The sequence below is a fragment of the Halomonas sp. HMF6819 genome, assembly GCF_044335525.1.
Taxonomy (GTDB): domain Bacteria; phylum Pseudomonadota; class Gammaproteobacteria; order Pseudomonadales; family Halomonadaceae; genus Vreelandella.
In genome coordinates, this window is record NZ_JBIQVY010000001.1 from 884,103 (window position 1) to 907,171 (window position 23,069).

Genomic DNA, 23,069 nt, shown 5'->3' on the forward strand with positions numbered 1-23,069 from the left:
TCTCTGTCGCCATCCAGAGCACTTGGCTACTCTGGATGGTTGGCGGGCTCTACATTGCCGGTCCGGTGCTCGCTTGGCTGCTGGCCCTGCTAGCGGCCGCGCAGCTCTACATCGCGCCGGGGCTTCCCGAGCACAAGCGTCCCCCGCCGGTTCATCCCTGCATCTGGCTCTGGATGCTTGGCATGCTGGCCATGCTGATCATTCTGATCGTGGGTCATCTGCTCAATGAGCTCGGCACCGGCAAGACGATCAAGTCATCCATTGGGTGGGCCAAAGGGTGGGCACTGATTGCACTCTTTCCATTTATTGGGGCGGTACTCGATATCCGGCCCGAGATTATCTACCGCGCCGTATGTCGACTTGGCGTGCAAACGCTCCTATTGATTCCACTTTTTCTAGTTGCGCCGTTTATCGGCCTGCCCGGGCTTCTCTACGTATCTCCCCTGAAAATCGTCGGCGGTTCGGGCCCCGAGTATTTCGCCGTGATTCTCTACACCATCGAGCCGGGCGTGGGCACACCGCGTTGGCAATTTTTTGCTCCGTGGTCGCCGGCAGCAGGGCTGATCGCCGTGGTGCACACGCTGTGCGCGCTGGAAGAAAAAAGCTGGAAGTGGAAAGTGATTGGCGTCACGGCGAGCTTGATGATTGCGCTGCTTTCTCAGTCACGGCTGGCGCTGGTGGCTCTTGCCGTGGTCTGGCCCGCGGCGTTTGGCATCAGCCAGCTACGCAAGCCCTGGGCCTGGTTTACCGCGGCCGGACCCGTGCTGGTGGCCACCATGGTTGCCGGGCAACTACTCGAGCTCATGAACCAGGCGGTGGAAAGTTTCAAAGGGGCCCGGGCGGATTCGAGCCGGGTCCGTGCGGCGCTGGGTAGAATTGCGGTGGAGCGCTGGCGAAACGAGGCGCCCTGGTTTGGCCACGGGGTAGTCGAGCGCGGGCCGCATTTGGTTGAGTACATGCCGATTGGCAGCCACCATAGCTGGTACGGCCTGCTGTTCGTGAAAGGTATCACCGGGGTGGTCGCCCTGCTGGTACCGCTGGTGGCCACCCTGCTGGTGACGGCGAAGCTCTCCTTGCACGACCCGGTCGGTCGGGTGGCCTTCTCGCTGCTGCTTTTGCTGACGCTCTACACCTTTGGCGAAAACCTCGAAATTCTCAGTTATCTTTACTGGCCGGCACTCGTGCTGGTGGGCATCGCCTGCCGCCGCGCCGTCGTTTTTCGCCAGCGGCGCTTGGCCCACGCTAGCCGGCAAGCGCCACCCCCTGACGCCAGCGAGAGAGTCTGAACAGCTTTTTCCAGGCCAGAACGCGCTGAGTCTGGAGCCCTTCTACAGAGAGCTTGCCTTCGCGAGACATGCGCGCAAACGCCTTCGGCGTCAGTGCCTCCAGGGCTCTGGATAACGCGCTCTCCGAGCTAAAATCCAGCGCGATCCCCGCACGTCCCTGACAGGTCTGCTCGGGCAGGCCATCCACATCGGCGACGATAATCGGCCGTCCGGCCTGACGCGCTTCGGTCGCAACCAGCCCGTAAGCCTCAAAATGCGAAGGAACCACGACGATATCGCAGCCAGCCAAAAAGCTGGCCCGATTGGCGACATGGCCGTAGAAATGCACGTTGGCAAGGCCGTAACTTAGCGCTTGCAGGCTCTGCGCCTGCTCTCCAAACCCACCGAGCACCAGCTCGAAGCGCTCGGCGGGCAGCGTTTTAAACTGCTTCAACAGCCGATCAAAGCCCTTCATCTGCGTAAAGCGACCATAGGCGCCGATCACCAGCGGCCGTTCACCGTTCCAAGTGGGCAGTGGCAATGCTTCGAGGCTATCCACAAGGCTCAATGGTGGGATGATGCTCAAACGATTCTCCAGGCCGCCTACTACCTGATTCAACCACGCGGCTTGGCCTTGCGACACGGCCACGACATCGTCAAACAGCCGGTAGGCGATGCGAAGCATGGTGCGAAACCTGAACCGATGCGCCACGCACTGCGCCTCCCAGCCGCCGGTGTAGCTATGTTCGATATGCACCAGCTGAGCGTGGGGGTTGCGGCGCTTTAACGCGGCCAGAAACGTCAGCGCACGCCAGCGCGGTGGAAAATGGGTCATGATAATGTCGGCCTCCAGCGTCGGCGCAGCGTCGGCCTCCGGGTTGATCTGCAGAATACGGCAGGTGAGCCGCTCAGCCAGTTCGGGTAGATCAAACACGGCAAGTGCCTGCATTACGCCGCCGGGCGCGACATCATCGAGCAGGTGGACAACGTTCAAACGGTTCATGTCGGTTCTCCTGTGCCAAGACGATACGCCGCCAGTTTGCTAAACCACTGACGCGGCATGAAGCGGGCAGCGACTGCGGCCAGCCCGGTCTCCAGGGTTTTGTAGGGCTCAGAGACAATAATCGACAAACTGGAGCCTAACGCGTCCTTGAACAGCGAGAGCGCAAAGGCGCCGTCACCCATTTGCACCGCCCGCCGCGCCAGATAGCGCAGCTGGTAGGCGCGCGCCTTCTTACCATGACGGTCCACCAAGGCCGGTGCATACTGTCTGGCTTTTTCCATCACACGCTCCCAGCTCTCGAACTGGCGAACCATGTTGGCGGACAAGCCACCGTCCACGATGCGGTAGTCAGTCAGAAGCCCTTCGATCCCCTCGAAGGTGCAGCCGTGTTCGGCGCTCATACGCAGCCAGAGTTCGATGTCTTCAGACTGGCGAAAGCTCTCATCGAACCAGCACTGACGGCCCGGCTCCTCGGGATGGGCAAAGCTTGCCCGGTACAGCGCGCGGCGGCGAATCACCGGTGCGGAGCCGTTACCGACCGGGTTGCGCATCATTATGTGGCTCGAGCGTATACCCGTCAGGCGAGGCGCTTGCACAATGCCCATGGGCTTGCCTTGCGAATCGATCAATTGCGAGCCGCTGTAGCTCACATCAACCTCGGGGCTCGCCGTCAAGTGGATGAAGTGCAGCGCCAGCTTGGTCGGGTGCCAGCGGTCGTCGGAGTCGAGCAGCGCAATGAATTCGCCCCGGGCTGCGGCGATACCGCTGTTACGCGCTCCGGCCAAGCCGCGGTTTTGCTGGGTCACGATACGAATGCGCGAATCGTCGAAGCTGCGGCAGATATCCATGCTGCTGTCCGCCCCACCATCGTCGACAATGATAAGCTCAAAGTCGGTGAAGGTTTGCGCCAGAACGGACTTGACGGCTTCGGCAACGAAGGCTTCGACGTTGTAAACGGGCATGATAACGGAGTAGGTAGGGTTGTTCATGGCAGTAGCCTCGATACGTTGGGTTTATGAACTTTCACAGTCAACTTACGGGCCATGTTTTTTTATTTATATATAATTCAGCAACATAAATAAAAAATAGTGTGCCAATCACCCGATATTTAGAATGCCGTATTGCAAAATGCAATGCCCCTCATGAATCTTCTGCTGGCATTTTTGCAAAATGCTATGCAATTGGCATAACGCTAAATGCCTCCTTTCCGGCTTGCGCTGGCGTTCGGGCGTCACGGGCTGGCTTAGGTGTTGAAAACCTAAAAGCAACGGCGACATAAACGCAGGCATTGGCGAAGAGGCAGCGTAGTTTACACAGGGAAGTTACAAGGAAGTTCGTGCAAGGGGAAAACAGGTAGTCCGGAGCGACTCAACGAGTATTGTCGGGGCCTGGCACTTGTCGAACAGCGCCTGAAACAGGCGAAGCCGAGCACGTTTAATCTCATATCGGCTCGCTACGCTCAAGGGGGAACCACCTACGGGATGAAACCCCATGGAAAGCGGTGATTGGCGTTCTTTTACCGGCAGTCTCTTACTCGCCCATAAAGGCCTCAAGCAAAGATTCTGGCTCGTAAACGCCGGGTCATCACGGGGCCCAGCACCACCCCTGCCAGCGTTAGCGCGCCGCGCTTGGGGTGATTGAAAAAACCGCTCGGTGAGTGTTTCAGGCCATCCAAGGCGTAGTGCCACGCCACGCGATGAGGCAAGCCCGCTCTGAGCGCACGGCGCGCCAGGTAGCGGCAGTAGATGGCGCGCGCGCGATCAACGTTACAGTGCGCCTTGTACTCGAGCGCCAGCGCCCACCAGCCATTGAGCATCGCCTCCAGATTGACCGACAGCCCCTCCTCAGACAAGCGGTAACCTACCAGCACCTCGGCGATCCCCTGGAGTACCCACCCTTGAGAGACGCAGCGCGCCAACCACTCCTGATCTTCGGCGTGATTCATGCCAATCCGAAAGCCTCCGCTTTGCTCCCAAGTCTGACGGCTAACGACGATATTAGAGCTGGTGCAAACGGGGTTTTCGCCCAGCACGCGCTCCAGCGTCACCGGACCTGTGGGCACCGTCGACCATGCCCGGGCGTCGGCGAACGCGTGAGCGTCAGAAGGTAAAAAAGCGATGCCGGCATAGCTGATTGACACCTGAGGGTGTTGCTGATGAAAACGTTCGTGGGCGAGCAGCTTATCGGGATGCCATAGATCATCGGCATCGAGAAAGACGATCCATTCCCCCCTGCTCGCGCTAGCGCCCTGGTTACGTGCGGCGGAAACGCCGGCATTGACTTGGTCGATCACCCGGATACGCGAGTCCTGGGCTTGCCACGCCTCGAGCCTTGCCAAGCTGGCATCCCTGGAGCCGTCGTTAACCGCGATCAATTCGAAGGAGGCTTGGCGCTGAGCGAGTACTGACGCAATCGTGGCATCCAACGTCGCGGCGCCATTGTAGACCGGCATCACAATGGAGAAGAGTGGATCAGGCATGCGCAGCCTCCAGTATCGGTGCGGGATGGTGCCGGGCCCTGAACAGCGCACCAAGCGTCACCGGTATCATGATGACCGCCATGCCGACCACATAGGCCACGGCGACCATCTCGAGCCCCAATGAAGAGAATAGCAAAATCGCTCCCAAGCAAACGGCGGTCACCACTGAATTCCACTTGGCTTCCGTCGCGGGGAATTCGTTGGCACGCCACCAAGCGCTTGCACAGGCGGCGAACACCATCGGCACTCCCCCTAGCACAAGAATAGCGACTAGCGGGGCGGCGTCACGCCACTGCTCGCCGAACACCAGAGGCACATACCAACCGGCCAAGCCCGACTGCAGCGCCAGTAACGGGGTAAATACGGCCAGTCCCAGCAACAAGCCTACGCGGCCCCGACGCAAGCATTCAGTCGCGTGACCCGCCTTACAAAGGTAGGGGAAGAGCACTTGGCCCAATGCCATAATGAAGGAGGTCGTTAACCCTAGACCCGCGTTGAAGGCGAAGTAGTAGATCCCCAGCGCTTGAACGCCGAACAGCCATCCCACGATGAGTTTATCCAGCTGGCCCCGCGCTACGACGAGTATTTCGGAAATGAGCACGCCTAGTGCAAAGCCGGTGAATTGCTGCCAAGCGGTGTAACCCGCCGCAGGCTCGGGGCGCCAAGCCATGCGCTGCCTTGCCAGCACCAGCCACAGCGGCGCGGTAAGTAGTTTCGGCAGAACGATCGCCCAAGCGCTCGGCCATACCAGCACCAGTACCAGCGTCAGCAGATGATCGCTGATGGTTTGGGCAGCTCCAATACTGGCAATGGCGCCAAACCGCTGGGCCCGCATGAGCAGAAAAACTTGTACCAGGCCACCGGGCATCAGCAGGTACACCCCGGCCAACACCGCCAACATGGCGGCAATATCCGGTTTGTCAAACAGTGCCAGCCCTCCGGCAATCGAGAGCTGTATAGCGGCTACCACGAGGCACCAGAGCCAAAAAAGGCGGTGTGCCGTATTACAGGTAGCCTGCAGGTTTTCCTCGGATTCGGCGATGATACGTTGCCCTATGCCAGCGTTGGCCAACACCCTCACCATTTCGAAAATACTCAGCGCCAGCGCTGCCAGCCCCATCATTTGAGGTGAAACCTGCCGGGCAATGATGACGATAGAGAGTATGCGCACGACGCGCGTGATCATCTCGGCGCTTCCAAAACAGGCGAGCCGCCGCACCAGCAGATTCGCCTCCCCTCTTGTACTGCGCGATAAAAGCGTGCCCATTTTCATGTCGATTCCTCGTAGTTAAATAGCGCCACTAATGACTGGAACCAGAGCCATAATCGCGCCAACCCGAGTAAAGTCCTTTTATTTCATAGACTTGATAAATATTTAGTAAGCGTAAATAGCTTGACCGAGTGTTTTTTAGCTTTTTGCAATGACGGCATTAGCAAAATGCAAAGAATTTTGCGAACACTCCTTATTCAAACCCCACTTGGCGTCCCAAAAAATAACATAAGAGATTGATAAAAATGGATAAAAAATATATGGCACGAAAAATGTAGTACTCCAGGCACAGACCCAAATCCGGTCTTGACCGCCAAGGAGCACTGTCATGAACGCCATCAACCATGCCCTTCACACTCCGTTGACCACCCGCCTTTTCGGTCTTCCTCTGGTTAATGCCACGCGCATCGCCGCCGTGGAGGATATCCTGAGCATGACCCGGCTGCGCAAAAAGTCCACGGTCAACTTCGTCAATGCCCACTGTATTAATACCGCCATGCGCCACCCGAAGTACCGCGCCGCGCTGGAAGCGTCCGACCGTTTGCTGCCCGACGGCTCGGGCATGCGAATCGCTTCTCGCTGGGCCAACGCCCCCTTTGGCGAGAATTTGAACGGTACCGATCTTTTCCCGATCATTTGCCAGCAGGCAGCGCAGCGAGGGCTCTCAATCTACTTACTGGGCGGTCGCCCCGCCACCGCCGCGCGCGCCGCGGCCAGAATGGTCGAACGCTTCCCGGCGCTCAAGATCGCGGGTACTCAGGACGGCTACTTCGATGCCGACGACAGTGAACGCGTTATCGCCACGGTAAACGCGAGCCAGCCCGACCTCGTGCTGGTCGGATTCGGTGTCCCGACGCAAGAACTCTGGATCAACGCTCACCGCGACGCCATCGATGCACCGGTGGTGATGGGCGTGGGCGGTCTCTTCGACTACTACGCTGGCAATATTCCCCGGGCGCCGAAAGCGATGCGCCGGGTGGGCTGTGAATGGATTTGGCGGCTCATGCAAGAGCCTCGCCGTTTAGCAAGCCGCTACCTCATCGGCAACACGCTATTTTTGGCACTGGCGCTGCTGCACGCCTTGAGCCTGCATCACCCGATGCGCCTCTTCCAGGCGTTTCTCAAGCGCGCGCTGGATATCACCATCGCAGGCTCGGCTGTCGTGATGCTGTCACCTGCCATCGCCTTGATCGTAGCCTGCATTCGCTTGGAAGACGGTGGGCCGGTACTCTTTAGTCAGCAGCGAATCGGCGCAAAAGGCAAGCCGTTCAAGATGTTCAAATTCCGCTCCATGGTTCAAAACGCCGAAGCTCGCCGGGCCGAGCTGATGGCCCAAAGCGAGCGTGAAGGCGCCTGCTTCAAAATGAAAAAGGATCCTCGCATTACCCGTGTGGGCGCCTTGCTTCGCCGCGCATCGCTGGACGAACTGCCTCAGTTGCTCAACGTGCTTCGCGGCGAGATGTCCATCGTTGGCCCGCGCCCGGCACTTCCCGATGAAGTGGTTAACTATCAAGGCCAGAGCTGGCTGCGCTTGATGGGCAAACCGGGTATTACCTGCATTTGGCAAGTGTCTGGCCGCGCCGATATTCCCTTTGATCGCCAAGTCGAGATGGATGTGGAGTATCTGCAAAACCCCTCCCTTTGGCAGGATATCAAGCTAATCTTCAAAACCATTCCCGCTGTCATCACTGCACGGGGCGCCTATTGATAAACCTCTCTTTACTCAGCGGCATTGATCTCGGCGAACAGGGTGTGAGAGCGAGCAATCACTTTCACACCCTGTTCGCGTATCTGTTTAAGCAGTGTTTCCGCTAGTGGTGGAGAGGCCTCCCTGAACGCTACGATGGTTTGAAACAGCGCCCGAGCGCCAAAATTGCCCGCGACCCCCTTAAGACTGTGCGCCGCCTGCTGCAGGGTATCGCTATCGCCAGCGGCATGGGCGTGGGTCATCTCATGGGTCAGCCTTTCTATATCGGCCACCGCTGCGTTGAGCAGCATGGCCCGGCGATCGGCGGGCAACGACGCGAAGATAGCGCGAAAGTAATCTTCATCCAGTACATCCGCTTCATCTACGTTAGCTGTCGCTTTTTCGTCGGACGTGCCCTCAATGGCCGGTCGCAGGGGCTCGATAAACGCGGTCAATTGACTGGCCAACAGCTCGGCTACCTCCGTGCGCATGACCGGCTTGGTCAAAGCCGCCGTAAAGCCCTTTCTTACTAAATCATGGAGTTCACGACGGTTGGCGTGGGCGGTCACCGCAGTGATGGGTAGCGTTGCAAATTGTGGCTGACGTCGAACGGCCTCGACGACTTCCCGCCCCGATAACCGGGGCATCAAAATGTCCAGCATTACCGCATCAAAGCGCTCGGTCTGAATCATCTCGATCGCTTCATCACCATCGCAAGCAAGCTCAACGTGACATCCCAGAACGTCGAGCATTTGTGCCAGCACCATGCGGTTAGTCTCGATATCATCGACCACCAATACCAAAGGCCGCTGAACACCGCTAAATACCCGCTCATGAGACATTGTCGATTGTAGTGACGCCGCTTTTTCGCAGCTTTCGACACCGTGCCCTGATAGGCTGGTCTGCGGCGGCTGGTAGGCGGCATCGGCATTGGCCATATCGATGATATCCTCGATATGGCTTTTTAATTGATCTGCCGACAGCTGCGCGACGCGCAAGCGCTCTTGCTGCGAGGTATCAAGTGATCCCAGCGACATCAAATCCATCATGCCCAGCAGCCCGTTGAGCGGCGTACGAATATCGTGGCTCATCGCTGCAAGAAATTCCGAGCGCACCCGGTAGGCATCACTGGTGGCCTTTCTGCTCGCCTCGAGCTCTTCACTCAAGCGGGTCAATTGCTTCACACGGCGATCGGCGACCAGCGCCAGCGCTCGGGCGCGTCGGTCGGCCGCGCGTTGCTCGGTAATGTCCTGCACGGTGCCCAAAAGCGATTGAAACGATCCCTTATCGTCATTTTCACGCCGTAGTACCCAGCGCACCCAACGCACCTCGCCATCGCGCAATATACGGAACTCGTATTCGTGGTCGACCTCGGCCTGCCGGTGGCGATAGAAGTCCTCCTCGAAGCCTCTCACGCGCTCTAAATCGAGCGGGTGAATGGTTTTTAGCATGGTCTCTTCGTCGACCTTTGCCGCCGGGTCCAAGCCAAGTAACCAACTAAACTCGGGGGATGTCGAAAGCCTGCTACCGCGGTCGCGGTGAAAGGTGGCGATACGGGCCGTGCGCTGGGCTCTAAGCAGGTACTGGCTCTCTTTTTCCAGACGTTCACGCAACTGCGACTCGCGCTCCATGAGCTGCTCGTTGGCCAGCATTAGCTCGCGCCCGCGCCGCTCAAGAATCTGCTCGGCTTCCTCGCGGGCAAGTTCAGCACGCGCTAAACGTCGTTGAAGCCTCTCGATGACCTGCGGGGCGTTGGCCGCCGCTTCTTCGCGACTCAATGCTGCCCCTCCCCCTGTTGGGGTGAAGCACCGCTATCAAGCGCATGACGCCGATCGATGGCTCTCAACAACCCAAGTACCTGCTGTTGATTGAGCGTGGCAACACAAGCGGTTAAAAAGCCAAACAGCGCTTGCGCCTTTTGGTCCCCGTTGTCACGCGCCTTTTGTTGCAAGCTCTCTAGAAACCGGATTCTTGCTGTTGGGTCACTTTCTTCCAAAACAGTTACGACACTCGACAGCATCGTACGTACGTCAGGGGGGAGCTCATGGCGATATTGGGAACAAGGAGGCGTTGTCTCACCAAACAGGTAATTAAGCGTTGTATAGAGCTTTTCGCGACTTAGTGGTTTCTCGAGAATGGCATCAAACGTTGCGGCCAGATATGTTTCGCGAACATCGGTTTGACGATGGGCGGTATACGCAATCACTGGAATGCGGCATAACGGCTCCGGCAGTTGGCGAATCAACTCGATACAGCGCTCCCCATCCATTACCGGCATGCTGCTATCCAGGAGTACTGCGTCAAAGGATGAGGTCAGCAAGGTTTCAAGCGCGTCCAGACCATTCTCCGCCTCTTCACAGGTACCCCCGATGGCCCGCAGCATTCCCTCAGCGATCAGAACGTTGGTTTTATTGTCGTCAACTACTAACACATGCGGGGCGCGGGAGCCGATAAGGGGTAAAACCATTTTGCCATCCGACGCCTTTTTCTGGGACTTGACTCGACGCAGCGGCAAACGTACCCAGAAACAGCTGCCCACGTCGGGTTTACTCTTCACGCCCAGGCTACCCTCCATGGCTTCTGCCAAGCTGCGGCATATAGAAAGCCCAAGACCGGTACCGCCAAACCGACTATATATGGAGTCGTCCGCTTGCTGAAAAGGGGTGAAAAGTTTTTTCTGATCCTCTTCGGCAATCCCCACCCCTGAATCGGCTACCTCGATCAATAGCTGACCATCGGGCTCTTCACTCAACGAAACCTTTATGAAGCCTTGCAAAGTGAATTTAACGGCGTTGCTCAGGAAATTCGCCACGATTTGCTGAATGCGTTTAGGATCTCCTACGACGTCGACCGGCCCGATGACCGAACGCTCCAAACTGAGCTTTTTATCTATTACGCTGGGCTGGAAAAGATCCGCCGTCCCATTGATGACATCGGCCAAATCGAATTCGAAGTCGTCGAGCTGGAAATGGCCGCTCTCGATTTTGGTATGGTCCAGCACATCATCCAGGGTAGCCATCAGCGATTTCGAGGCGCTGCTGATGGCCCGCAGTCGCTTAAAATTTTCTTTTAAATCGAAGGTGGTTTTCACCCAAGCATCTTCGACCAGCAGCGCGTCCAACATACCGATGATACCGGCCAGCGGCGTACGAATCTCATGACTCATGGTGGCCAGTAGCATCTTGTTGGCTTGAGCTTCGGCCAGCGCCTCATCACGAGCGGCAATCAGCTGACGCGTCACCGTATTTTCCTGCGTGCAATCGTGAATCACACCAAATACGGACACCGGCTGCTGTGCTTTGTCCAGCTCGATATTCCACTGTACGTCGACGGCTCGAAACACCCCGTCCGGCCGACGGATCGAGGCCTTGAAAGCCGTGCCCTCCTTACGTGCCACCGACTCCGCCAAAAGTTGATTAACCCGCTGTCGGTCATCGGGCAGGTAGGCATCCATGACTTCTTCCAGGGAGACGTCGCTTCCCTCTTCAAAGCCATGAATGTTGTATACCCCTCGGGACCAGATGATGCTTTGGTCGCTGAGCATGAGTCGCCAATGGCCAAGCCCTGCTTTTTGCTCGGCGTCATTGAGCATACGCAGGCTCTCTTTTAGCTGCGCCTGAGCCTGATGTGCCGTTGTAACATTCTCGACAGAAACGATAAAACGGTCAGGGGTTTCAACTTTTTCTGGCAGATATTCGATTTGGATATCGAGCCAAATACCCTCACGCTCGGTACGGTATTGATAGCTCGAGTCTTGCTCAGCAGCCTCCCTTGCGCGCGACAGTAACTGCGCGACAGTACAACCATCGCTATCATCAGGTTCACGTGGAAGCGGAAGCAGGCTGCAAAGAGGCGTACCAATGCCGATGTGGCGCTCGACGCCGAGCAATTTCCACGCTCCTCGACTGCCAAGGCGGATGGTGCCAGATGTATCCAAGAGCAAAAGAGCTTGATGCGAAATCAGACTAAATAGATTCGCCGATTCGGCATCGAAGACTGGCTGCTGCATGAGCGCCCCCACCTACTTTGTAATTTGTTTGACTACATTATCGCGTTGTCGCTTCAAGCAATTTCACAAAATACGCTACTACTAAAAGGTTAATACTAGAATAGCGGCCAGATGATCACTTCTCATAAAAATGTACCACACCGTAGCCATGGGGCTAGAGGGTCAATCAACTAATAAATATGATCAAAACGACAATTGAAAAAGTGGTCTGAGCCGACCTGGTTTCCATTTCGATTGATAAAACAAGCGACTTAACGTAACCGAAAAAACATCGAATACGCCTACTGTAGTGGGGGCCGGTGTGCATCGCGAATGCGCTTGGGGTTGTCGGTAGCAAAGCATTTTTCAGTTGGTATTATCAGAAAAAGCCGTTCGGGCCGCTCGGTGAAAAAGCTAGCCTCGGGGATGCTCGAGGCCCTCGCATACGGTTTCCAACCGGTAGCCGACTGGCGCTTGCTCTTAGGCCCGTGCCCAAGGCGTGGCCGTTGACGCCACACTTGCCGCCATCAGCGCGCTGGCGGCGCGGTGGCCGGCGTCGCGCGGTGCGCGTGGTGTCGCCCGCGACCGCGCAGCAGCGCCAGTGTCAGCCCGGCGGCGCCGGCGCTTGCGAGCATCGCCACGAACCCAAGCGTGGTGCGGGTAGCAGCCATGAGCGTGGACATCGGGGCAAAGCGGTCGACCAGATGAAAGGTCAAAAACAGCGCGATGATGGCCAGCAGCGGACAGAGCAGCAGCCGATAGCGCCCGGCCAGCGCCAGCCGCGATATGAAAAGCGCCACGCCCTGAGAGACGGTGAAACCCACTGAAAACAGCAGCGCGTAGATCGGTGAGAAGGTGACCAGATCCCAGAGCGTGGTCATCACGCGGCCAAACGCTGAGACCTCGACGCCCATGGTCGAAAGCGCCGCCAAATTGGCTTGGGTCTGGATGATGCTGCCAAGCACGATGCCCACCAACAGCGCGATCGCAACATGCAGGCTGACGGTAAACCAGGGGGATCTTTTTTGCATGAAAACGCTCTTCCCAACGTGAGGTGCCAGAACAGGGGGGCCGCGAAACGTACCATCGACCAAGGCACTCTAACGCAGCTGACTATCCTTGCTACCGCGGCGGTTATAGCCGCTGGTGCGGCTGGCGTGCTTGTCCTGCTCGGTCTGGCAGGCGACACAGAGCCTGACGCCGGGCAATGCCTTGCGCCGCGGCTCGGGAATCACCGCCTCGCACTCTTCGCAGTGATGGCGGCTTTCGCCGCTGGGTAGCTGGCTGCGCGCCCATTCCACCCCCTCTTCGAGCGTGCTCTCGATCTGCTCCTGCTCGGCGCCATCCTTTGCCCATCCACCGGCCATGTGACTCTCCTTGACTGTGTGCAGACAGCGCATCCGCGCGCCGTACTTTTTGTGACCTTCGCCATGAGTATAGTGCCCTTGGTGCTTGGCTGCCTTTGGCAAAAACGCCGCCGATGCGCTTTCCCGCGCCGTTTTTCGCCGTGCACCGAGATAGCGCGGTTTTATCCGCTATTGAAGGTTTTAGCCCTCCTCGAAAGCCGATAAGCTCGCCTTATGAAAAGCGTCTAATAAAGGGCATTTGGCCTGACTGCGCTTGGCTCACCTGCATTTAAATGAACAGGTTTTGACAGGCAAGCGACAACGGACACATGCTTTCATCATCACCTTCATACGTTTTTAAGCGTTATTTAACGGGAAACATCTATTCATGCAGCCTACGGCAAACTGCCAGTCGCCTCGCTGGCTGAGCCTGACTTGGCGTGTACTGGCGCTGAGCAGCCTTTTGCTTATGGTACTGGTGGTGCTTTTCGTTTGTTTGGGTCAGTACTATTTGAACCAGCAGCTGGAGTCGACCCGCTATCAGCATCACGAGCGCCAGCAACGCGAAATTCATCTGGCCATGCAGCGCTCCAGCGATAGTCTGCGCCAGCTGGCCGGGCTTGCCACCACCACCCCGGAACTGGGCACCGCCCTTGAAAACGATGACCTGCCCACGCTTCGCTCGCTGCTGGGCGCCCAGTGGCCAACGCTGCAACTCGAAGGCGGGGTGGATAACATTTTCGTGTTTAACCGCCTTGGTGATCAGGTCGTGCATCTGGGCCACGGCGACGAGATGCCGATTTTCCCCGCGCGACGCTGGATCGATGACGTGCTGCAAACGCAAACGTCGATGTCGCGGCTTCGCTGCGCGCTGACCTGTCATCAGTTCGTCGCGCTACCGGTGCTCAGCGATGGTGTCAACCAAGGGGTGATGATCCTTTCGCGCAACCTCGCCGAGACGATGCGCGAGGTCAAGGCGGTCTCGGGCAGCGAGATCGCCTTGATGGTGACTAGCAGCGACGACCGCGATAGCGCGCAGCAGTTGAGCATCCCCGAGTGGGAAGGCTACATCGTCGCGCTGACACGCCCGGAGCAAGCGATGCCGGTTTTGCGAACGGCTGCAAAAGATGTTTCGATTCATCAGCTGGTCAACGCGCCCTATAGCGTGTCCCGTGAGAACCGCCAAATCGAGGTGAGCGCCGTCTACATGCAGGATGACGGCGACTGGCGAAGCGCCGGCTACTTTCTGCTGGTGGCAGACACGTCGCTTCAGATGATCGCCATCGAGTCAGCCACCCGCACGCTGATGCTGACGGGGGTGGCCGGCGGGATACTCGCCGAGCTTCTGCTACTGCTCATTCTTTTTGGGCCGATGGCGCGGCTTCGCCACGTTTCCGAGCTGCTGCCCTCTCTGGCGCGCGGAGAGTTCGACAGCGTACAGCGCCGGCTGTCGTTTACCCACTCGCCTTGGCGTAACGAAATCGACGTGCTCGAAGAAGCCACCCGCGATCTGGCCCTGCAGCTCAACACTCTCGAGGACGATGCCAAAGAGCGCAGTGTCGAACTCTCAAGCCGCATCGAGGAACTCGCCGGCGAGCGCGACTTCGTCAACAGCCTGCTCAACACCGCCCAGATGTTCATCATCGCCCAGGATGCGCTGGGCTATATCCGCCTGGTCAACGGCTACACCTGCAAGGCACTTGGGCTCGAGCAAGACGATCTGATCGGGCGTCGGTTCGGCGAAGTGTTCAATCACCCCTACCCAATGATCCTGCCGCTGGTGGAGCGCCGCCGCCCGTTAAGCGGTGAGCCGCTTAGCGTCGAGCGGCCCGCCCCGGAGGAGAGCACGTTCGAGACGGCCAACAAGCAACGCTCTACCGTCGCTTGGTATCATGCGCCCTTGAACCAAGCGCACAACGGGGGGCTTTCACGCATTACCGTGGGGCTGGACATTACCGAGCGCAAGATTGCCGAGGCGCGCCTGACCTGGCTTGCCGAGCGTGACACCACCACCGAGCTCTACAACCGCCGCTACTTCCAGGATGCGCTGCAGCTCTCACTTAAGGAGCATGCCGAGGTGGCCGTGTTGCTACTCGATCTCAACCAGTTCAAGGAGATCAACGAGCTCAGTGGTCATCACGTCGGCGATTCGCTGCTCAAAGAGGTCGCCTTCACGCTCAGTGCCAATCTGGGACAGCGCAGCACCATCGCGCGCTTGGGTGGCGACGAGTTCGCGCTACTGATGACCGATATCGGCAGCGACCAGGCCATTGGCGTCGCTCAGTATATCGTTCAGCTCATCAATGCCATCGACTTCAGCGCCGGGGGTCGCAAGCACCACATTGGCGCCAGCGTCGGCATCGCGCTCTACCCGCTGCATGGCAATACGCCAGAGGATCTGCTGGCCAGCGCCGATATCGCGATGTACAAGGCGAAAGAGCGCGGTAACCCCTACTGGCACCTGCTGTCGATGGTCGACAATGCGAAAAGCGAGCTTCAGGAGCGGGTCTACTGGATCGAGCGGGTGCGCACGGCGCTGGAAAACGACGAGTTCGAAATCTGGGTTCAGCCGATCATGTGCCTCAAGGATCACTCAGTGAAGCACTTCGAGGTGCTGTTACGCCTGAGAAACGCCGACCAGAGCCTGGTGCTCCCGGCGCACTTCATTCCCATTGCCGAGCAGAGCGGGCTGATTACGCAAGTGGACCGGTGGGTGATTCACCAAAGCCTGCAGGCGTTGACCATACTGCAAGGGCGCGGCATTTCGCTGGCGCTCAATCTGTCCGGGCAGTCGTTGCACGACCACGGCTTGCGCCAGTATCTGACCCAAGAGCTTCAAACCCACCGGATCGATCCATGTCGGCTGATTCTCGAGGTGACCGAAACCGCCGCGATCACCGACTTTTCGATTGCCCACAACGTGCTACAAAAGCTGCGCGAACTGGGCTGCAAAACGGCGTTGGACGATTTCGGCGTGGGCTTTAGCAGCTTCCACTACCTGGGGCAGTTGCCGGTGGATTACATCAAGATCGACGGGTCGTTCATCCGCAACCTGCTGACCGACAGCGACAGCCAAACCATCGTCAAAGCCATTGCCGATATCGCTCGTGGTTTCGGTAAACAGACCATCGCCGAGTTCGTCGATCAGCAGGCGCTCGTGCCCATCCTCCAGTCACACGGTATTAATTACGCCCAAGGGTATCATTTGGGCAGGCCCATACCGCTGAAGGAGCTGCTCAACGACGCCATCCAATGGTGAGGGCCAAGCCCTATTTCATTTCGAAGCCGCGCTCGATGAGAAACTCGCGCATGTGGGCGCGCAGCTTGGTTTCGAACAGCGGGGTTAAATTGTGCGACCAGTCGGTGTCCTTGTTGGCGCTGCTGCGTGCCTGGTAGTAGGCGCGCATGGTCTCGTCGAAAGCGGCGACCTGCTCGCGGTCATCCTGGTAGACGTCCTGCTTGAGGATCGCCTCCACCGGTAGGCGCGGCTTCACTTCAGGCAATTTGTCCGGCTCCGGATAGCCAAGGCAGAGCCCAAACACCGGATAGACCTGGTCGGGCAGCGCTAGAAGTTCGCTGACCGCTTGGGGGTTATTACGAATACCGCCGATATAGCAGATCCCCAGGCCTTCGGACTCCGCCGCGACTACCACGTTCTGAGCGACCAGCGCCGCATCGACGGTGGCAACCAGCAGCTGTTCGGTCATACCCGAGACCACCTCGGCCCCAGCGCGCTCGGCGGCCTCGAGCGGACGCTTCATGTCCGCGCAGAACACCAGAAAGTGGGAGGCGCTGGCGATATAGGGCTGTCCGCCAGCAAGCTCCGCGAGCTTTTCACGCTTTTCCGGCGCTTTCACATCGATGATGCTATAGGCCTGCACGTGGCTCGAGGTCGCCGCCGCCTGGCCGGCCTCGATCAGCTCCAGCAACAGCCCCTGCGGGATGCTCTGATCGCGAAATTTACGTACCGAGCGGTGGCTCATCATCTGCTTGATCGTGTCGTTCATGGGGGCTGTTCTCTCAAATGCGTTTCGAAAAGCGCCCTAGCATCGCACACTTCTACGCACGACTCCTACCACGCGTTGCTTGCAGCCCCCCAGCCCTTGCCGTATACCCTCAAAACGAGGCGCCCAGCGCCAAGTAGATCAGAAACGATGGCAGAGCGACGGCCAGCGCGAAGGGAATCTGAGTCTTGATATGATCGATATGATCCGACGCTGCCCCCGTGGATGCCAACACCGACGTATCCGACAACGGTGAACAGTGATCGCCGAAAACGCCGCCTCCGGCAACGGCGGCTACGGTGGCATAGACCAGTGGCGTCAAGGCATCTGCGCTGAAGTTGAAAGCTAGTGGTACCGCCAGCGGCATGACGATCGCGAAGGTGCCCCACGAGGAGCCGGTCGAGAAGGCGACGAGTGCGGCGATCAGGAAGGTCACGGCGGGCAGCAGGGACGGGGTCAGCCAACTGCGCGAAGCCTCGACGATATAGCTGGCGGTGCCCATGTCCTTGGATAGCTGGTTGAGCGAATACGCCAGCGCCAGGATGATGATAGCGGGCATGACCCCTTTCATGCCGGAGATGGCGGTCTTCATGATGTCATCAAAAGGAATGCCTTGCAGTCGCATGACCACTCCCAAAAAGATCGCCGCGGCCAGGAAGGCCTCCATCGTCTTAGCCGAGTCGAGCACGATGAAGGTTCCCACGGCGATACCGATGACGATGAGCACTGGCGCAAAGAAGTTCAGAAAAAGGCTGGTCCGCGCACCTTCATAGGCGGGAATATCCGTCAACTCTTCGCCTACCAGCGGTTCGGCCCCGTCGCGCAGAACCTTGCCCTCCTCCATTGCCCGGCGTTCGGCACGCCGCATCGGCCCGAACAAAGGTACGACGCCCACGATGACCAGCCCGACCACAAGCACAGAGAGCCAGGCATAGAGATTGAAAGGGATCGCCTTGAGGAACACGCCCATGGCCTGGCCTGGCGTCTCGATGGGCCCCATGCCGATCAGAAGCCCGGAGATGAACACTGCCCAGCCGGTGATCGGCACTAACACGCTGACCGGTGCCGAGGTCGAGTCCGCGATGTAGGCAAGCTTCTCCCGCGAAACTCTGTAGCGGTCGGTCAGCCCGCGCATGGTGCTGCCCACGAAGAGCGGGCTGAAATAATCGCTGAAAAAGACGAACATGCCCATGACCCAGGCAATGAGTTGCACCTTCATTCGCGTCAATGCTCGGCGTTCGACCCAAGCGGTAAAGTTCTGGATCGCGCCGGTCCGCTGAAAGAAGGCGATCACGGTACCGATGAAAAGCTCGAGCAGCAGTATCCAAGAAAAGCTCGTTGTCCCCAGGGTTTCCTTGAGCAGAGTCGGAAACCCCATCAACCCCTGGCCAAGGGTCAAAACGCCCACAAAACAGGCGACCGCGAGCGAAAATACCGTATTACGCGTGACGAAAGCCAACAGGATGGCAAGCGTCGCGGGCAGGATCGAAAGCACTCCAATATGCGCATCAGGGGACATGGCAATATCTCTTCTTGTAGTGGGACGTATCGTTTCTTGTAGTGAGGAATGTCGTTACGTGAAGCGAAGCGGTGGCTCAGGTTTCACTGATGGCCTTACGCCGCTCCATGCGACTTTTGATATGAAACCCCAGCCGGCGAAGCGGCTCGGGCGGCATCCAGCTCGCGGTGCCGAACAGGGCCTGAACGTCTTCCACCTCGAGCCCCATCGCTCGACGTGCCAAGGCATCCCCCAGATAAGTGCCTTTAACGATGCCACCGCCGTTGCAACCCGCCGAGACGTGAAGCCCTGGGGCGATCTCGCCCCAGAGCGGCGCACCGTTGTAGGTCAGGCCGGTGGTGCCTCCCCACAGGCTTTCGAAGCGAATGGGCGCAAGCTCCGGGTAGCGTGCTTCGAGGCTCGCCTTCAGCTCGGCTTCTATGCGATCGTTATCGGCTTCGCGCTCATAGCTGTAGCGCGAACGAATCATCAAGCGCCCGTCTTCGGTGGTACGCAGCGTACAGCCGAGTCGGTGAGCCGGCAGAAGCCCCCAGGGCTCGCGCGCGATACGCAGCCGGTGTTGTTCGGGCAGAGGCTCGGTCAGCGCGGCATAGGTATAGATGGCCACCAGACGCGAGGTATCGGCGCCCAGTGCCCGCGAGAAGGCATTGTTGGCAAGCAGAACACAGGGAGCGCGGACCTCGCCTTGCGCGGTGGAGACGCGCCAGTCGCTGCCATCGGCGATGATATCGCGCACCGCCGTCTGCTCGTAAAGCTCTACGCCAGCGGGCAGCCCCTCCACCAGCGTACGAATCAGCGCCGCCGGCTGAACCAGGTAGCAATCCGGCGAGTAAAGCCCTTCCAGGTAATACTCGGTTCCCAAGCGCTCTACGAGCTCGCCCTGGTTCAGCCCTTTATAACGAAGCTTCGCTGCGTCGAGAAACCCTCGATACTGCGCGAGCGAGCGTCTGCCCACGTCACTGCGTGCGGCCCGATAGGTACCGCTATGCTGTAGCTGGCAGTCGCCGCCCAGCTCTTCGACACGTTGGCGCAGCGTAGCCATCGTCTGCCGACTGAGAGCGTTGAGCTGTGACATACGCGCCAGCTCGTCGGGATGCGCATCGTTGGCCAGGGCTACCTCCAACATGAAACCCGAGTTTCGGCCGGGACTCCCCTCGCCCACCTGATCGGCTTCGAGGAGCAAAATGCGATCCCCCGGGCGCTGGCGATGCCACGCCAGGGCGGCAGCCACGCCGGTATAGCCTGCACCGACGATGACCACGTCGGCACGCTCCGGGCCCACAAGCGATGGACGCGGCGTCCGCGAGGGCAGCCAAGCGTTCCAGCCGCAACGGCGTTGATGAGTCGGATGTGTAGCTAAAGGCATGGGGTATCAGTCCCGTCGGATCATTCGAAAAAGAGCAGACCGTGCGCTTGATTGACCAGCTCGAGGGTTTCTTTTTTCATATGTGCCAGCACATCCTGTCGATGCGCATCGGTCATGCGTGACTTAAGCATTGAGCAGCTCAAGGCCCCCAGCGGATGCCCGCTGTGATCGAGAATGGGCACTGCCAGCCCCGCGAACTCGGGTAGCAGCGAGCCTTCCACTCCTCGCGAGAAACCGTGTTCATGCAAATGATCGATCTCGGTTTTTACAGCGCAGATCGAGATCGCATACTCACGCTCGAGCAGACTGGCGTTGATGGCGAGGATCTCGTCGCGTTCGCCCTCTGGCAGGCACGCCAAAAGCGCAATGGATGCCTGACCAACGCCCAGCGGTACGCGGCCACCGGTCGCTCTAACGAAGCTTCCCACCGGATAGGCACCGTTCTGGACCTCGAGGCAGACGGCATTGACGCCATCACGAGCGAACAGGTAAAAACTGTCTCCCAGCGACTGGGCCAGAGAGAGCATACGAGGCCTCGCCAAATCGCGAAGGCCCGCACCATTGCCCGCCTGGGCGCCCAATACGAGCAGTTCATACCCCAACAGATATCGCCCCCGCTGGGTGGAGGAGCGCAGAAAGCCTTGCTCCTTGAGACTTTTAAGCAAGCGGTAAAGCGTTGGGCGGCTGACGTTAAGCGCATCCAGATAGTCGTCGATGCCGGCGCCGCGATGTGCTCCCTGCGCCGTTACTTGCAGTATCTGCATGGCGTGAAGAAGCGTCGAGGGGCCCGAGGTGAGCGTAAGCTCTTGGTTGGCCATGGCTGTCTTTATGCTTGTCGTTATGAAAGGGATGTCTAACAAACTATCAAGACAAAATACTGATTTCATCTCGCATAATGAGACAACAGCCGGAGCATTATCGACATGACGCTTTTACATACCCGAGCAATCGATTTATCTTTGCCTATGACTTAGCGATACAGCAGCGAGTTGAACCGGGTGCCAAGCTATACTGGATAAGTCTATTGCCCTTCTCAATGACGTCAGGAAACAACCATGACCGATATTTCGAATAACACCTCTGGGCAAACCTGGGATGCTACCAGCTACTCGCAGCATGCCGATTATGTCGTGACTTACGGCAAGGATGTCGTCAAGTTGTTATCGCCGAAGCCGGGCGAAAGAATTCTCGATTTAGGCTGTGGAGACGGCGCACTAACCGAATACATCGGCCAAACGGGCGCCGAGGTGGTCGGCGTCGATGCCTCCGAGGATATGATCGAGGCGGCTCTGGCCCGAGGCGTGAACGCGCGGCGAATCGATGCTTACCAGCTTCCCTTCGATCAGGAGTTCGACGCGGTGTTCAGCAACGCCGCGCTGCACTGGATGCTCGACCCGCAAACGGTGCTGGCCTGCATCAAGCGCGCCCTAAAACCCGGCGGGCGCTTCGTGGCGGAGTTCGGCGGACACGGCAACGTCGCCGCTATCTGCACCGCGCTGATCGCTTCGCTGCAGTTTCGAGGCATCAGCGCCAAGCACCGCCATCCCTGGTACTTCCCCACCGTCGAGGAGTACGCCCACCTGCTCGAAACCGTTGGTTTCAAGGTCGATAGCATCGAGCTGATCGCTCGGCCCACGAAGCTTCCGACCGGCATGGCCAACTGGCTCGATACCTTCGCCAGCCCCTTCTTCCACGGCCTTGATGACGACATCAAGGAGACGGTGATGGACAACACGCTGAATTTGCTCTCCCACAGCCTGAGCGACGGCCAGGGTCACTGGAGCGCCGACTACGTGCGCCTGCGCGTGACGGCCCACTTGCCCACATCCTAGTTTGGGCGCAGCGCACCATGCGAAAACGCCGCCCGCAGTGAGCGGGCGGCGAGTATCAAGACGCGATGTCCAACACCAGGTTTAGGCGTTTTTCAACGTCGCCATGTCGATTACGAAGCGGTAGCGCACGTCGCCTTTCTCCATCCGCTCGAAGCCTTCGTTGATGTCGTTGATATCGAGCATTTCAATATCGCAGCTGATGCCCTGTTCGGCACACAGCGTCAAAAGCTCTTCGGTTTCAGCGATGCCACCAATTAGCGAGCCCGCCACCACGCGACGCTTGAACACCAGATTGAAGGCTTCGATGGCCGGCTCGATGGGCTCCAGCAAACCTACCAGAATGTGCGTGCCGTCGTACTTGAGCGAGGCGAGATACGGGTTCAGATCGTGCTGGACCGGCACGGTGTCGAGCATGAAATCGAACGTCTCTGCCACCGCCTCCATCTGCGCCTGGTCGCTCGAGACTACGACATGATCGGCACCGTTACGCTTGGCCTCCTCGACCTTGGCGCTGGAGCGCGTGAACACGGTGACTTCCGCGCCCAGCGCCTTGGCAAGCTTCACGCCCATGTGACCAAGCCCGCCCATGCCGATCACGCCCACCTTGTGGCCCTTGCCCACGCCGTGATGCTTCAACGGAGAATAGGTAGTGATGCCGGCGCACAGAATGGGCGCGGCCGAGGCCAGATCGATGCCGTCCGGCATTCTAAGCACGAAGTGTTCGCTGACCACGATGGAATCCGAGTAGCCGCCCTGGGTGATGGTGCCGTCCTGCCGGTCGGGGCTACCGTAGGTCATGGTAAAGCCTTCGAGGCAGTACTGCTCCACGCCGTTCTTACAGGCACTGCAGGTGCGGCAGGAATCGACCATGCAGCCCACGCCGACCAAATCACCTGTCTTGAAGCGGCTGACCTTGTCGCCTACCGCCGTGACGCGGCCGACGATCTCGTGCCCCGGCACGACCGGATACTGGCTCATGCCCCAGTCGTTGCGCGCGAAGTGAAGATCGCTGTGGCAGACGCCGCAGTAAAGAATCTCGATGGCGACGTCATCGGCGCGCGGCGCACGGCGATCGAAGCTGAAGGGGGCCAGCGGCTGATCGGCGGCAAACGCGGCAAAGGATTGTGTCTGACTCATTTGAGTACTCCTGAAGGGTCAATCGTGGGTGCTGATTATCGCCCCCCAGGTGGCGCTTTACGATGCAGAAAGCTACGCAGTTTTTGCTCGTTTCTCCAAAACCGAGTGATCAAGTAACAATAAAGCGGACAAAAATGGCACAATCTTTTGAAATCACCCGCCTCGAGACTCTC

17 protein-coding genes are annotated in these 23,069 nt (G+C 58.7%); 4 read left to right on the forward strand and 13 right to left on the reverse strand.

Annotated elements, in window-relative coordinates; translation table 11 throughout:
• Positions 1-35 precede the first annotated feature (35 nt).
• On the forward strand, positions 36-1,286 hold the full coding sequence (locus ACGLWX_RS04030) for an O-antigen ligase domain-containing protein (protein WP_396237523.1): 1,251 nt from the start codon (positions 36-38) through the stop codon (positions 1,284-1,286).
• Here the strand turns inward: ACGLWX_RS04030 and ACGLWX_RS04035 are convergent.
• The 4 genes from ACGLWX_RS04035 to ACGLWX_RS04050 all read right to left on the reverse strand — a co-directional run bounded on the left by ACGLWX_RS04035 (position 1,243) and on the right by ACGLWX_RS04050 (position 6,020).
• Positions 1,243-2,268 (reverse strand): glycosyltransferase family 4 protein, encoded by a 1,026-nt coding sequence (locus ACGLWX_RS04035; protein ID WP_396237525.1) that lies wholly within the window; start codon positions 2,266-2,268, stop codon positions 1,243-1,245. The two genes, ACGLWX_RS04030 and ACGLWX_RS04035, sit on opposite strands and share 44 nt — an antisense overlap.
• On the reverse strand, positions 2,265-3,257 hold the full coding sequence (locus ACGLWX_RS04040; RefSeq protein WP_396237527.1) for a glycosyltransferase family 2 protein: 993 nt from the start codon (positions 3,255-3,257) through the stop codon (positions 2,265-2,267). Before ACGLWX_RS04040 ends, ACGLWX_RS04035 begins: the two co-directional genes overlap by 4 nt.
• 560 nt (positions 3,258-3,817) lie before the next feature.
• Positions 3,818-4,747, reverse strand: a complete 930-nt coding sequence (locus ACGLWX_RS04045; RefSeq protein WP_396237529.1) for a glycosyltransferase family 2 protein — start codon at positions 4,745-4,747, stop codon at positions 3,818-3,820.
• Complete coding sequence (locus ACGLWX_RS04050; protein ID WP_396237531.1) at positions 4,740-6,020, reverse strand: oligosaccharide flippase family protein; 1,281 nt, start codon at positions 6,018-6,020, stop codon at positions 4,740-4,742. The genes ACGLWX_RS04045 and ACGLWX_RS04050 overlap by 8 nt, the downstream gene beginning before the upstream one ends.
• 325 nt (positions 6,021-6,345) lie before the next feature.
• Here ACGLWX_RS04050 and ACGLWX_RS04055 point away from each other — a divergent pair, with 325 nt between their 5' ends.
• Positions 6,346-7,725: a WecB/TagA/CpsF family glycosyltransferase gene (locus ACGLWX_RS04055; RefSeq protein WP_396237533.1), complete on the forward strand. Its 1,380-nt coding sequence runs from the start codon at positions 6,346-6,348 to the stop codon at positions 7,723-7,725.
• Between the two features lie 11 nt (positions 7,726-7,736).
• Here ACGLWX_RS04055 and ACGLWX_RS04060 read toward each other — a convergent pair whose 3' ends face one another.
• From ACGLWX_RS04060 to ACGLWX_RS04075, 4 genes are all read right to left on the reverse strand, one after another.
• Positions 7,737-9,356 (reverse strand): response regulator, encoded by a 1,620-nt coding sequence (locus ACGLWX_RS04060; protein ID WP_396237535.1) that lies wholly within the window; start codon positions 9,354-9,356, stop codon positions 7,737-7,739.
• 122 nt (positions 9,357-9,478) lie between these two features.
• The gene (locus ACGLWX_RS04065) at positions 9,479-11,713 is read right to left on the reverse strand and encodes an ATP-binding protein (RefSeq protein ID WP_396237537.1); all 2,235 of its coding nucleotides are present in this window, start codon (positions 11,711-11,713) and stop codon (positions 9,479-9,481) included.
• Positions 11,714-12,219: 506 nt separating this feature from the next.
• Positions 12,220-12,723 carry a hypothetical protein gene (locus tag ACGLWX_RS04070; protein WP_396237539.1) on the reverse strand — a complete coding sequence of 168 codons (504 nt, stop codon included), beginning with the start codon at positions 12,721-12,723 and terminating at the stop codon, positions 12,220-12,222.
• Positions 12,724-12,792: 69 nt separating this feature from the next.
• Positions 12,793-13,059, reverse strand: a complete 267-nt coding sequence (locus ACGLWX_RS04075) for a DksA/TraR family C4-type zinc finger protein (protein ID WP_252107139.1) — start codon at positions 13,057-13,059, stop codon at positions 12,793-12,795.
• Positions 13,060-13,426: 367 nt separating this feature from the next.
• Here ACGLWX_RS04075 and ACGLWX_RS04080 point away from each other — a divergent pair, with 367 nt between their 5' ends.
• Complete coding sequence (locus ACGLWX_RS04080) at positions 13,427-16,297, forward strand: EAL domain-containing protein (protein ID WP_396237541.1); 2,871 nt, start codon at positions 13,427-13,429, stop codon at positions 16,295-16,297.
• A 10-nt stretch (positions 16,298-16,307) separates the two neighbouring features.
• Here the strand turns inward: ACGLWX_RS04080 and nfsA are convergent, their stop codons facing one another.
• The 4 genes from nfsA to ACGLWX_RS04100 form a co-directional block, all read right to left on the reverse strand.
• Positions 16,308-17,045, reverse strand: coding sequence for an oxygen-insensitive NADPH nitroreductase (gene nfsA / locus ACGLWX_RS04085; protein WP_252107137.1), 738 nt, complete (start codon positions 17,043-17,045; stop codon positions 16,308-16,310).
• A gap of 109 nt (positions 17,046-17,154) precedes the next feature.
• Positions 17,155-18,561 carry a Na+/H+ antiporter NhaC family protein gene (locus ACGLWX_RS04090; RefSeq protein ID WP_396237543.1) on the reverse strand — a complete coding sequence of 469 codons (1,407 nt, stop codon included), beginning with the start codon at positions 18,559-18,561 and terminating at the stop codon, positions 17,155-17,157.
• A gap of 76 nt (positions 18,562-18,637) precedes the next feature.
• Positions 18,638-19,927, reverse strand: a complete 1,290-nt coding sequence (locus ACGLWX_RS04095) for an NAD(P)/FAD-dependent oxidoreductase (protein ID WP_396237545.1) — start codon at positions 19,925-19,927, stop codon at positions 18,638-18,640.
• 20 nt (positions 19,928-19,947) lie between these two features.
• Positions 19,948-20,745 (reverse strand): IclR family transcriptional regulator, encoded by a 798-nt coding sequence (locus ACGLWX_RS04100; protein WP_252107134.1) that lies wholly within the window; start codon positions 20,743-20,745, stop codon positions 19,948-19,950.
• Between the two features lie 237 nt (positions 20,746-20,982).
• Here ACGLWX_RS04100 and ACGLWX_RS04105 point away from each other — a divergent pair, with 237 nt between their 5' ends.
• On the forward strand, positions 20,983-21,759 hold the full coding sequence (locus ACGLWX_RS04105; protein WP_396237547.1) for a class I SAM-dependent methyltransferase: 777 nt from the start codon (positions 20,983-20,985) through the stop codon (positions 21,757-21,759).
• An 81-nt stretch (positions 21,760-21,840) separates the two neighbouring features.
• On the opposite strand, the gene ACGLWX_RS04110 is transcribed toward ACGLWX_RS04105, so the two are convergent.
• Positions 21,841-22,896, reverse strand: a complete 1,056-nt coding sequence (locus tag ACGLWX_RS04110; RefSeq protein ID WP_252107132.1) for an NAD(P)-dependent alcohol dehydrogenase — start codon at positions 22,894-22,896, stop codon at positions 21,841-21,843.
• Between the last annotated feature and the right edge of the window lie 173 nt (positions 22,897-23,069).